Genomic DNA, 13250 nt, shown 5'->3' with positions numbered 1-13250 from the left:
TAATTAATGTACAGCTTGCATTAGGCAATAAAAAAACCGGCACGGGAGCCGGTAAGTGAATCAATGTTGTAAGATAATTATTATTATAATAACTGAATTACAATTGAGCTAACTCTATAGGAACGGGTTTTCCTATATGGTATCCCTGAAACCAACCAATACCCATCGTGATTAGCATCTTTTCAATTTCCTCATTTTCAACAAACTCCGCGACGACTTCCATTTTTTTCAGTTTCGCCACTTCGCAGAATGATCTGACCGCGCATCGACTAAACTCATCGGTCAGAATATTACGGATGAATGAGCCATCAATCTTCAGAATGTCAGCGTCTAACGTTCGTAAACGAGAATAACTGGATGCTCCGGTTCCAAAATCATCAATAGCAATTTTCGAACCGGCTTTACGTAATGCTCTCAGCACATCAGTGACATTGGCGTTATCAATGATATCTGATTCAATGACTTCAAAAATGATACGTTCCGGTGCGATGGCGTATTTTCTAAACAAGGTGAAAACATTATCAAGAAAATCAATTTTATTAAGCGAATCTGGGGTCAGGTTAATAGAAAAATGGCTGTTGGGTTCAGATTTCTGCCGTGACTGTATAAAACGAAATGTCTGTTCAATCACGGTGATATCCAGCGCAGGGAGTAGTCCTGCCTCGCGTGCAACCGGTAGGATGGTATCTGGAAAGATTAATTTACCATCAACCATTTTTATCCGAATAAGTATCTCGTGATAACGTGTCAGTCCAGTGGTTGACACGATCGGTTGAACAACCAACATTGTTGATACGATAGGTTGAGCCATAAGTTCAAACGATTGTCTATCGATAGCTTTTTGCAACATATGACGAATCACAGCCTGACTGACAATTCTATCACCCGGCATTTGTGGGTTGAGTAATAATGGTTGCCCCTGCATCAACGAGATGTAACTTTGGGTATTAAGCTGCTTAATAGCTAGCGATAAATTTTTAATCAGGTTTTTCTCGGTGGTATACGCCATACCGCAAGATAACCCCAATTGGTAGTCTTTCCAGATAAAACGGAAAGCGTTTAGTTTTTTATACATTTCAGAAATGTCAGGTATGGCATTAAGGCGAAGAATTATCCCGTGACCTGGGGCATAATAGATATTATCGTCACCGCTTATTAATTTACGCACATAGGTGCTTAACCCTTTTACAAACTCAAAACGGAACTCGATACCATGCGTTTGCTCTAGCGTGTTCAGTTCAGTACAACGGATGTAACACAGACACTCAGTTGAGTATTTACGAATATCCATTTGCAGGGCCTGAAAGTTAGGCAGTCCAGTATTAGGCTCTGATCTAAAAAGTTGTTTGAGGCGTCGGAGGTATTTTCGGTTACGAATGGCAAGTACACCAGCAACGACAATCGTCAGCGAAAAGACAAACACGATCGTAGAAGAAATCACCAGACTATGTAAATAGTTTTTATCGTCAGCGGGTGGGATATAGCTATTTATGTTATATCCTAGCAAGATGAGCATCGCTACCCAAACAGGGGATATGAAAGCATGACCAATACAGATCACTCCCCATAGCATGAGCGGAAGAAGCCACAGTAATGAGTAGTCAGTAAATATGAGTATATCCTGTCTGCTGACAATCAAAGCGGACATAATGCAGACTAACAGGACCAGCCATAATACTTGACATAAAATAGGTGGGCCGGATTTTATCAATGTCTTCACATGCCTGATGTGTAAAATACACCACACTGGATTTTGAACGCTTCTGAGCAACAGGTAACAAAAAGGGATCCCTGTCAGGCAAGAGTTCATCAACCACTGCAAGTTAATTAATGTTTGCAGTGTAAAAAGATGAGTCATTGGTTCAGAAATAACTCGCGACTGGAACCAGTGCTCAATCGAGATAAAGAGTAAGGAATTGCAGCACACCAGCCAAACAATACGTAGGGTTGTAAGCTGGCTGCGGCCAAAGCTTACGGCACTTCGTTTACCTGTCGAGAACACATAGAATGTCTGGCTAATGAGTGCGGCCAGTACCTGAGCTGATAACGTTAGCAGCGAATCTAATGAGTAAGAGTAGAGCGCATACAAGAAAAAGGCACCTAAAATGGGGAATGCCTTTTGCCTGTATAAAACCAGCAATGCGGAAATGAGAGGTAAAGTGAGATCATAAAAATGCAGGGTTACACCCGCAATATCTTCCTGCTTACTGAGATGACCAGCGACAAACTGTAAAGCAAAAAATGCGATGCCTACACAAAAATAGTCTTTAAATGTATTAACGAAATTTATATTTTCCGTTTTTTTTAACGATATCATCATGCGCAATTCTCAGTGAGTTATCACCGCTCTCAATGTAAGCTATCTACTTAAAACCTGTTAGCCCGGGTGCTGAAAATGTGTATTTTTGGATGTTCTTGCTAATCGAAATCTATTTGAATAGATGTTACGTAAATTTTTAAGCGTAATCCTTGATAATTTTCTGGTGCGACACAACGCAAGAGAGAAAAATTTTTCTGACTGCGCTGGTAATAAAAATGCCGTCAATAGCATTTATTTCATACAGAATATATGATCGATAAAAACGATCAATATAAATGTTTTGATAGATTTAAACGATAGGTTTGGCAGATCGTAAATACGATGAAAGATCGATGAAAGCTATTGAAGTGTTATTAATTAGTGTTATTTATTCCATTATTGTTAATTTTGTTGCTTTGTTTTTTAAGTTACTCTGTGGCCATACCTTTCTAAGGAAATCATTTTTTTGTGGTCAGGAACGCGAGTCTCCCCACTCTCCTGCAAAATATGCCATCGCGAATGATTAACAGGGCTGCTGCTGTGTCGCGCAGTGAATTCCAACGCCGCCAGCCGATTGACCGACGGCCCGCACAGGCACGTGGCGAGTAGCATACCCAATCTTTGCCTGACGAACGAACATCTTGTCACCATGGGAATAATCTTTGCGTATTTTCACCTGACTGCAGGCGAATAAAATAATAATAGATAATAACGCGTGTGCGCATAATTTTATTAAATAATTAAGTTATGGATGGTGCTGGCTGATATTAAAACTTCTCAGCTATATATAATTTATATTTATTAACTCTATTCTCCCATGCAGGTTTACGTAGAGGCCGCCATCTGGCGGGCCTTGGCGCAGATTGTGATCAGACCGAATGTTCTGCTGTATTTATCAATGTCGCCTATCGCGTGGACTATAGTAAAGATGGCCGCTATTTCTCATCATTAATAACCGTGAGTGGGGGACGTGAATGAAGAAAATACTGATGTTAGTTGGCGATTATGTCGAAGATTATGAAACGATGGTTCCTTTCCAGGCGTTGCAAATGCTGGGCCATCGTGTTGATGCAGTCTGTCCGGATAAGCGTCAGGGGGATTACGTTCAAACGGCGATTCATGATTTTGATGGGGCGCAAACCTACAGCGAAAAACCGGGACACCGTTTTACGTTGAATGCGAATTTTGCCGAAGCACGGGCCGTTGATTACGACGCGTTGGTGATCCCCGGCGGGCGCGCTCCGGAATATCTCCGTCTGAACCCGGAGGTCATTCAACTGGTGCAGGATTTCAACTCAGCGGGTAAACCTATCGCCGCCGTCTGCCATGGCCCTCAGCTATTGGCGGCAGCAGGGATATTAGAAAACCGTACCTGTAGCGCCTATCCGGCCTGCGCGCCTGAAGTGCGTTTGAGCGGCGGACATTATGCGGATATCGGCATTGATCAAGCCTACGTCGACGGTAATCTGGTGACTGCGCCAGCCTGGCCCGCGCATCCGCAGTGGCTGGCTAAATTTGTTGAAGTATTAATGCAGACAGCGGCAAAGTGATGAGCAAGTCGGTATAACCTCCCGGCTATACCGACCACACATCTTACCTCTTCATGAGTGCGAACACGCCCCAGCCGATGTATTCACGGGTGAAGGTGACGTGGCGTCCCGGTGAACTTCTCAGTTGCTCCCTGACTTCAGTTGCAAACTCATCGTCCTGATTAGCTTCCAGCCAGCGGCGCATCGTCAACCATTTTGCCGCCTCGTACCTGTCCCAACCTTCCTGGTCAGCCAGAACCATTTCAACCACGTCATAGCCGAGCGGGTCAAAAGAAGCAATGAGTTCCGCCAGGGAAAGAAAATCGGCGACAGCGGTCGCGCCGCAGGACTGGGCGATTTCCTCTGTTGCGGGTATCTGGCGCCAGTACGGTTCACCGATGAGTATGATTCCGCCAGGCTTAAGACTCTGCTCCAGTTGTCTGACCGTTCCGGCGACGCCGCCTGCAATCCAGGTTGCGCCCACGCAGGCGGCAATATCGCATTTTTCTTCAGCGATATAGCCCGTTGCATCGGCGTGGACAAAACTCACCTGCTGACTGACGCCCAGTTCTGCTGCGCGCAGCGTTGCCTGCTTGCTAAACAGCTGGCTCATATCGATACCGATGCCGAAAATGCCATGATCGCGCGCCCAGGTGCACAACATCTCGCCCGAGCCGCTGCCGAGATCCAGAATGCGGGTTCCCGGTTCCATGCGCAGCACCTGGCCTAACGTGGCGTATTTCTGCGCGGTGAACGGATTATGGATGCGATGAGCGCTTTCGCTGATAGTAAAAATTTTTGGGATATCCATCTCTCTCTCCTTAGCGATTATCCAGTTGGGCGCGAACGTTGTTCAGCCCGGTAGTATTGATGCGATAGGGCTGACCATTGACAGATTTGATCAGCTTTTTGGTTCTGAGTTTTTTGAACACGGCGAGGGTGCAGTCGCAGAGCAGTAGTCCTTCGCGGCTGTAGCATTCGACGGAGGTGACGCGGCCTGAGGCGTCGCGGGCGTGAACGATACGACCACCTTTGGCGAGAACGTGTAAGGTACGTTGTTCCTGACGGGATAAATTCATACTGGAAAACCTGTTTAATCATCATGTGCAAAACGTGCAAACACACTGCGGTGTCCGCATTAGATTTCGGCGCATTGATAACCAGTCCGTCCTGAAAAGGTCGGCAAACTGATTATCTGATGATTACATTCTCCAGCATCAAAGCCTCGGGTTGAGTTGAAAGGTATTTACCTGATGAATCATACCAGCCAGAATCTCCAGAGAAAACTCCTTGTACATAAAATGTGATCTATAGCGAGTTATAGCGTTTAGTGACTTTATTAACTGCAAATTTTCGTTATGTCAGGTGTCTATTAAAATATTAAATTAATTTGATATTCTGTCTGCGCATAAAGTGTTATCTGTGGTAACGCGGCACTGTGAGCGCATTTGGGGCCACGCAATTGATTAGGATGGATTAATCTTTTTGTCACTTTATTTGCTGTTTTGATAAGGCGTTTTTTATTGTTTTAATGGTTTTCGACCGGATTTGTGATTAATTGATTTTAAGAATTTTCTTAATGTGATTAATTGTGTATACTCGGTTCCGCAAGAAGCTCTTCCGTTATCACTAAAACTATAAATCTGTCCTTAACACCCGTATTACCTCTGCCCTGAATCTCTTCTCAGGGCAGAGGTTTTTTTTGCCGGTACAGGATTTTATTAATCACCAATATATACCAATATTATGGTGGGTAATGTTTAAAATTAACGGTTAGGGAAGTATTATCCATCGATAATAAGGTAATGTCGAATAGTATCATAATGAATCTATTTACCAGGGGACTATATAGCATTTCTTATAATTCACGGTTTTTCAGTATGATAGAAATTTTTGCTATTGATATAATTGTGAGTTTGCTCACGGATTTTAGCGCGCTAAGTGGCTATTTCTAGAGAAGTGCAAACGGTTGCATGTTGCTGACACCGTATTCGTTCATTAAAAAAATATAGCAATGCTATCTCTTGGGCCGGTATAGAGAAGTGGAGTCTAAATGATTTCTATTATCTCTTAGGCTTACGAGTGCCGTTTATGATTTCTGTTAGCTAAACACCATGGGAAATAGCAGTGAACATGGACAGGGAGTATGGTTTTACCCATCAGTAAGGCGTTTTTGTCACCGACGTAATGACTCATCTCATTATATTCATATATATACCCGTCATACTTCGAGCTGCATGTGCGTTGGCTTTCCTCGCTCGCCCAGTCACGTACTTATGTACGCTCCTGGGAATTCGCTGCGTCGCCGCCTTCCTGCAACTCGAATTATTTAGGGTATAAATCAACGTCGTAATGCTCATAAAATCAGCGTTCCGGGATGAACGCTGATTTTATCTGGTTCCCTGTTTAATATCACTCGCGCTGTACGCGAGCCCCTCTCACAGTATTTCGTCAATAAAATATTAAAGGACCTCCTGGAATGGATATTGTTGAACGTTTTATCAACTACACCAAAATTAATACCACGACTTCAAGAGAAAATGGCGCAAATGGGATAATGCCTTCTTCTGCTGGTCAAATGGTACTGGCAAAACTGCTTGCAGCAGAACTTGAAGCATTAGGAATGGAAAACATTGAGGTCAGGGATACCGCCATCGTAACGGCTACACTGCCCGGGAACACCGATGACACGGTTCCTGTCGTTTCATTCTTTGGACATCTGGATACCAGCGCGGAACAGACTGCGGACACAAATGCGCAACGTCTTCACTATAGCGGTGGGGATTTGTGCCTGAACAAAGAACTGAATATTTTTCTGCGCGAAAGCGAGTTCCCGGAACTGAAAAATTATATCGGTGATGATCTATTGGTCACTGACGGAACCAGCCTGTTAGGGGCTGATGATAAAGCAGCCATCGCCGCAATTATGAACGCATTACAGTATCTGGTGGCACATCCGGAAATCAAACATGGACCGGTGAAGGTGGGTTTTGTGCCTGATGAAGAGCAAGGATTGCGTGGCGCAAAAGCTTTTGATGTTGCCAGCTTCGGCGCTGATTTTGGTTACACCCTGGATTGTTGCGGTATCGGCGAGTTTGTTTATGAGAACTGGAATGCGGGCGATGCGGAAATCATCTTTACCGGCCAGTCTGCGCACCCCATGTCAGCCAAAGGTAAGCTGAAGAACTCGCTGCTGATGGCGCATAAGTTTATTGCGATGCTGCCTGGCGGAGAAGCGCCTGAATATACGGAAGGGCGCGAAGGTTATTACTGGGTTAAGCAGTTGCAGGGTAACAGCGCCCGCACGGTGCTTAAGCTGGATATCCGCGACTTCACTGAAGAAGGCTATAAGGCGCGTATGGCATTTATCCGTCAGCTTGCCGTCAGTACCTGCGCACTATGGGGCGAAAATAGCGTGGTCTGTCATTTAGCCGATCGCTATGCGAACGTGTTCAATAGTTTGCAGGGTGATGCTCACTACCCGATTGATATTGCATTACGCGCCTATCAGAAATGTGGGATTACCCCGGCACCTGTCGCCATGCGCGGCGGATATGATGGTGCGGTTTTATCGCAGAAAGGATTGCCTTGCCCGAATATTTTTACCGGCGCCCATAATTTTCACTCTATTTATGAATATCTGCCGGTGCGTTCACTGCGGGCCGCCAGCGATGTCGTGGTTGCGGTCATTGAGGAAACCTTTGCTGAGTTCACGCAGCGGAGAGCTCAGTCATGATTCAGGTGTTAATTGCCCTGCTGGTTATCGTGGTGGTCGCTCGTCTGATTCTGAAAGGTTATCGTGCGGAACCTGTGCTATTTATTGCGGGTTTGGTGCTGATGATTTGCACCGCTCTCACCGGGTGGGGTTCCGTACTACCGAAAGGCGTTGCTGGCACGGGGATTTCCTTTCTCGATCCGTTCGAGGTTATGCGCGATCTCTTCAGCACGCGAGCCGCCGATCTTGGCCTGATGATCATGGCGCTGATGGGATTTGCGCACTACATGGATCATATCGGCGCCAATGAGGCGGTGGTGCGTGTCGTCACAAAACCCCTGCGTGCGCTGCGTTCGCCCTATATTCTGCTTTTTTTCTCGTACCTGCTCGCCAGTCTCCTGCAGTTAGCTATTCCTTCAGCCACTGGACTCGCCGTACTGCTGATGGGAACAATGTTCCCTATTATGCTGGGATTAGGGCTTTCCGCTGCCTCTGCTGCCGGGGTAATTGCCACCTCGCTGGGTGTGGCGTATACCCCAACGGCAATCGATGCTATCAGGGGATCGAAAGCGGTCAATATGGATGTGGTGGAATACGTGGTCTACCACCAGGGACCGGCTGCTCTGGCTACCGTTTTGGTCGTGGGTGTCTGCCATTTTTTCTGGCAGCGCTATTGCGATCGTAAAGCGGGGACCTTACCACGGGAAATCGGTAGCGCTGAAGTGACTGACTCAGGAACTGCGCCCGCATTTTATGCGCTGCTTCCCATGCTTCCAATACTGATGGCAGTGGGCTCCTCTGAAATGTTCGTCAGTGGTATTAACCTGAATATCATTACCATTGTGCTTATTTCAATGGCTATTTGTATGTTGATTGAATGGCTGCGGGTGCGAGATTTAAAGGCGGTGTGCGAAGGATTTAGCCATTTTCTGAAAGGAATGGGTACTGCCTTTACCGGTGTGGTAGGCCTGCTGGTTGCGGCGGGGGTTTTTGCTCATGGTATTAAAGTCATTGGTGCGATTGATCAATTAATCCTGATGGCCGAACACGTGGGATTGCCGCCATTTGCCATGGCGGTGGTGTTTGCGCTGGTGACGCTTGCGGCGGCTATCATTATGGGATCGGGTAATGCGCCATTTCTTGCGTTCGTGGAGCTTATCCCGCAAATCGCTGCCAGTATGGGGGCGAACGCCGTGGCCATGATTCTGCCGATGCAGCAGGCATCGCATATGGGACGGGCCATTTCACCGGTATCTGGCGTCGTGATCGCCGTTTCCAGCGGGGCAAAAATAACTCCATTCGATGTGGTTAAACGCACCGCCGTACCGTTGATTGTCGGCTTTGTTACGCATACGCTAATCATCGGTATTTTCTACTAACAATTGCAGGCCCAGACAAACCTCCGGTTTATTGAATCTGGAGGTTTTCTGGTTTGATACATTGTTGTATTGATTACGCGGAATAATTATTAGTTTTCATCTTTATCGAGCTATTCTTATTATTTGTGGTCAATCTTGTTAACTATAAATGATTAATAAAAATAATGTGTTTCATGGCTCTTTTTTTACATTGAGATAAATTAATCTGGATCATATTATGCAGGTTTTAGTTGTAGTAGGTTTTTAAATTGAGTAGTAACAAATTAAATACAATAATGATTTTTCTGGGTAGGTTTTAAGTGGTAAAAAATTTAGGAAAAGTGAGTAAATCGAGGCATCATTATCAGGATGAGCTGGAAGCGTTCACCTGGAGCGCGTTAGTGGCAATTGGTATCGCATTACAGGATCACAAGATCCACTCTAAAATGTCAGAGCATATTTTTATTATGCATTGGTTGGCCATCGCAAAAAAAAGAAAACTCTTTTCACGAAGTGTGGCCAATGAGCTTCAATGGTTAATTGATGAAGGTAAGAAAAAAAGCATCAATGCACAACTAAAATTTAAAATAGAATACTTGTACGCCACCTCAAGTGGTGATGTGACAATGCAAAATGATTATTTTAAATTCACCCACACGATTGAAATGTTGAGAAATAATGGATGGCAGAACTTTCTACTCACACCAGAGAAGTGGCGTGACCTGCATGATAAGATTAAAGTGAGAAAGGGTAACTTTATTTTTATGGACGATACCAGACTCCAGGAGTGCTTTGGTGCTCAGGGCGAGATAGTCAAACCTTTCTGTATCCGGGTGTATGGCGATGTTGAGTTCGCAAAATTAACCTTCATCAAACACCACCTGCCGGTAGAGTTTGTGAAAGATATTTCAAATGAATTTCATCACTTCCAGTTTCTTACTGATAAGTAATGATTAGAACAAGTTATGAACAGAGAATTGTTAAAGCAAAAGTTAGAGATCGAGACCGAATGGATTAGGCTGTCTGAAACCGCTGACAATTTATCTATATCTTTTCGGGGCATTCTCGAGATTGGCGAAAGTTCTTCTGCGCCAGATAACAGCACGCCGCTACTCCGGTTAGAAAATGAAATGGCGACAATTGCAGTTGATTCAATGTCATGGGTAAGGGTGCCGGCAGATCGTCAGGAAAAAGTGACCGTCTATATTCTCTGACGTTTGGCTGGTGCTTTGTTCGCTTGATGCCGGTCAGATACGGCTATCTGGCCCATACTCAGTGGCGCATTGTATTTAATATAACTATTTTCTCATCCATAAATAATATTAATGTTGGTTTTTTTATAGTGTAATTGTTCCCGGTAATAAAACGGCGATTTGCCGCCATGTGTACCACGGTGTACGTAATTTATTATGCTAAGTTGAGCGGGGATACTTTCTCATAATTAACCATTTTATAGGTTAAGATATTACGTGGCGTGTCGATAACAATTTAGTCATAGATGATTGGCTAATTGTTATGGAGATGTTCAAATGTTAAAGAATATGAGGATTAAAACCAGTCTGTTATTATTGCTTTTGGTATTTACCTTTATGCAGTTCCTTTCTAATGGGTTTGAGTTGGTCGATCTCAAAGGAAATCAAAAAAGTACCCTTCTACTGCATAATATAGTAAAGGAACAGGATTCGCTGCATAACGTCGTTGGGGCTGTTTATAAAGTAAGAAGCGTTCTTGATAATATCCAACTGCAAGATATGGCTGCTACCCAACAGACATTGCGACAGGTGCAGGATGAGATAGCTTATGCCAGAAAGCAGTTCGCTATTTTTTTGGATATACCAGGACTGACGGCGGATGATCCCCAGATTGGTAAAATCGTCAGAACTGCTTTTGAGCAACAAATGAATGCTGAGCAAAAGTATGTTGATAAATTAAATGAGGCTATTTCTGACGGTAGTATTGTTGGTACACAAACAAATACCAACACAGAGGTGCTGGCTTTGCGAAAAAATTTTGATAAGGAGATTGAGAGCTACTACAAATCAACCATGTTGGTCGGTAAAAATATCGTTGAGCAGACACATGTTCAGTTTAATGCCTCAATACTTAAAATATCCTTGCTGCTGGCCGTTACGGTTCTTATCTTTATTCTCTGCAATATCTGGATAAACCGAACAATCATTCGGCCATTAAATATCGTGTCTGAGCATTTTTCACGGATTGGTAAAGGCGATCTGAGTCATCCCGTTAAGGTGCCGGGTAACAATGAAATTGGCTTACTGTGTTTAAATTTACAACATATGCAAAACGGCCTGCGGGAGACCGTCAGTACGATTCGCGATGGCGTTGAGTCTATTAATATCGGCATGCAGGAAATTGCTTCGGGTAATTCAGACTTATCAACCCGAACGGAGCAACAGGCTGCGGCCGTGGTTGAAACGGCGGCCAGTATGGAACAGATTTCCGTAACAACCAAAAATAACACCGATAAATCACATCAGGCGTCTGCCATGACGAGTGAAAGCACGGAAATGGCATTGCGTGGCGAGCGCTTAATGAGCGACATGGTTGAGAAAATTCACCTGATCAGCCGCAACGCGCAAAGCGTGAATGAAATATCTCATGTCATTGATAGTATTGCTTTCCAGACCAATATTCTCGCCTTAAACGCCGCGGTAGAAGCGGCTCGCGCTGGCGAATCCGGGCGTGGATTTGCCGTTGTGGCGAGTGAAGTCAGAACCCTTGCCCAACGTAGCGCCTCCTCAGCGAAAGAAATTAGCGAACTGGTGGCCAAGGCGGCAATCAGCGTCAAGGAAGGGGTGGAGATAGCTGAAAGCAGTGGGGCCATGATGGCGGACATTGCTAAGGCAATACGCAATATCAATATACTCATGGAAGATATATCCGGCGCATCGGGGGAACAGAGTAGTGGCATCGAGCAGATCCGCGTTGCTGTCACGCAAATGGAGCAAGTCACTCAGCAAAATGCGTCTCTGGTTGAGGAAATCGCCGCCACGACAGGCAGTGTGGAAGAGCAGTCGGCAATGCTATCCCAGGCCGTGGCTGTGTTTCAGGTTGATGAAAAGCCGCAGCAGGGTACGCAGGACAAGCAGTAGAACATGCGCATCTCATCAGCTGTAAATTCAGTCTGATGAGATGGCTGGTTGTCGGGAGACAGTGCTTTAATCATATTGATAATAATTCTCATTATTATTGTTGTGTCGCGCAGGGAATGGTAATGTTGCTCCTGACCAAAAACTGTTAATCCCATTTTCTGTGCAGAAGACAGCATGAACAACACCACCACTCTGAATGCGTCCAGACGCGTAGCGCGTACTTTTTCCGTCAGCGAGTTTATGGATTTTGGTGAGCGTTATGGGATCGACTATTGCTTTCCCCTGCTGGCGCACAAGCCGGATTTGCCGTCCGCTAGCCCTGTGCTGCAAGGTGAAATCGAAGAGATGACGCTCCCCTGCGGGATGTGCGTGACGCACTCTGATGTACAGGTATTGCAACCCTATGAAACCACCTCCCGCCACAGCAGTCCCCTGTATATGCTGGTTGTACTGGAAGGCTGCGTGATCCTCTCGTTTAACGGCCAGGAACACGTGGTGCGTTCAGGCATGGCGTTTAGCTCACGCCTGAGCGAGCACCAGACGATGCGCGCCCGCCATCATGCCGACTGCAAACTGCGAACCTTATCGCTCGGTCTGTATCCCGACGGCGCGTGGCGCACGGGGCTGCTCGAATCGTTGATGCGTGAGTGGGAAAGATGCCAGACGCCGACGCTTATTTGGCAGGTGCCGGGATTTTTACTCAGCGGCCTGGAGTATGCGCAGCAGAGCGCGCTGAGCAATGTTTCTCGCCAGTTGATGCTGGAAGGGCTGATATTGCAACTGTTCGGCCATGGCCTCAGCGTATGCCAGGTCGAGAGCGGCAAACGCCTCGCCGCCAGCGGGGAACAGCAGCGGCTGGAAGTCGTTCGTCGCCTGTTGGAACAGAATCCCGAGAATGATCACACGCTCAATGAACTGGCGCAACGCGCGGCAATGAGCCCCAGTAGTCTGCGTAGCAAGTTTCGCGCAGCCTATGGCTGTTCGGTCTTTGATTACCTGCGCGATTGCCGCCTGGAACGCGCGCGCGGTTATTTACTGGAAGGATACAGCGTACAGCAGGCAGCCTGGATGTCGGGATATCAGCACGCCACCAACTTCTCTACTGCCTTTCGTCGTCGTTACGGTTTTTCGCCAGGTGATATGCTCAAGCTTTGCTAATCCATTTTTGCGTTTTGCGCACGTTGCTGGCAGACAATTTGGCACTGCGCATAGGTAATCTGGCATCCGGCATAGCTA

Annotated in this window: 10 protein-coding genes; 7 read left to right on the top strand and 3 right to left on the bottom strand. The window is 45.8% G+C overall.

Features of this window, described 5'->3' with window-relative positions; genetic code table 11:
• Window positions 1–97: 97 nt before the first annotated feature.
• Window positions 98–2320, bottom strand: a complete 2223-nt coding sequence (locus OGV69_RS09465; protein WP_069323892.1) for an EAL domain-containing protein — start codon at window positions 2318–2320, stop codon at window positions 98–100.
• A 953-nt stretch (window positions 2321–3273) separates the two neighbouring features.
• Here OGV69_RS09465 and OGV69_RS09460 point away from each other — a divergent pair.
• Window positions 3274–3849, top strand: a complete 576-nt coding sequence (locus OGV69_RS09460; RefSeq protein ID WP_069323893.1) for a DJ-1/PfpI family protein — start codon at window positions 3274–3276, stop codon at window positions 3847–3849.
• A 43-nt stretch (window positions 3850–3892) separates the two neighbouring features.
• Here OGV69_RS09460 and OGV69_RS09455 read toward each other — a convergent pair whose 3' ends face one another.
• Window positions 3893–4639 carry an SAM-dependent methyltransferase gene (locus OGV69_RS09455; RefSeq protein ID WP_069323894.1) on the bottom strand — a complete coding sequence of 249 codons (747 nt, stop codon included), beginning with the start codon at window positions 4637–4639 and terminating at the stop codon, window positions 3893–3895.
• A 10-nt stretch (window positions 4640–4649) separates the two neighbouring features.
• Window positions 4650–4907, bottom strand: coding sequence for a YjhX family toxin (locus OGV69_RS09450; RefSeq protein WP_038637945.1), 258 nt, complete (start codon window positions 4905–4907; stop codon window positions 4650–4652).
• Between the two features lie 1400 nt (window positions 4908–6307).
• On the opposite strand from OGV69_RS09450, the gene pepT reads away from it, so the two are divergent.
• The 6 genes from pepT to OGV69_RS09420 all read left to right on the top strand — a co-directional run bounded on the left by pepT (window position 6308) and on the right by OGV69_RS09420 (window position 13172).
• Window positions 6308–7564, top strand: coding sequence for a peptidase T (gene pepT / locus OGV69_RS09445; RefSeq protein WP_038637948.1), 1257 nt, complete (start codon window positions 6308–6310; stop codon window positions 7562–7564).
• Window positions 7561–8922, top strand: coding sequence for a C4-dicarboxylate transporter DcuC (dcuC, locus tag OGV69_RS09440; RefSeq protein WP_038637951.1), 1362 nt, complete (start codon window positions 7561–7563; stop codon window positions 8920–8922). The genes pepT and dcuC overlap by 4 nt, the downstream gene beginning before the upstream one ends.
• A gap of 299 nt (window positions 8923–9221) precedes the next feature.
• Entirely contained in the window at window positions 9222–9851 is a 630-nt protein-coding gene (locus tag OGV69_RS09435; protein WP_069323895.1) for a DUF2913 family protein, read from the top strand.
• Window positions 9852–9866: 15 nt separating this feature from the next.
• A complete protein-coding gene (locus OGV69_RS09430) occupies window positions 9867–10115 on the top strand; it encodes a hypothetical protein (protein WP_069323896.1) in 249 nt (82 codons plus the stop codon).
• A gap of 315 nt (window positions 10116–10430) precedes the next feature.
• Complete coding sequence (locus tag OGV69_RS09425) at window positions 10431–12014, top strand: methyl-accepting chemotaxis protein (protein ID WP_069323897.1); 1584 nt, start codon at window positions 10431–10433, stop codon at window positions 12012–12014.
• A gap of 174 nt (window positions 12015–12188) precedes the next feature.
• Complete coding sequence (locus OGV69_RS09420; protein ID WP_038637962.1) at window positions 12189–13172, top strand: helix-turn-helix transcriptional regulator; 984 nt, start codon at window positions 12189–12191, stop codon at window positions 13170–13172.
• The last annotated feature ends 78 nt before the right edge of the window (window positions 13173–13250 follow it).

The sequence above is a fragment of the Citrobacter sp. Cc139 genome (genome assembly GCF_030334645.1).
In the GTDB taxonomy this organism is placed as follows: Bacteria; Pseudomonadota; Gammaproteobacteria; order Enterobacterales; family Enterobacteriaceae; genus Citrobacter; species Citrobacter werkmanii.
Note: the sequence above shows the minus strand (reverse complement) of the source record. Positions and strands in the feature narration are given on the sequence as shown.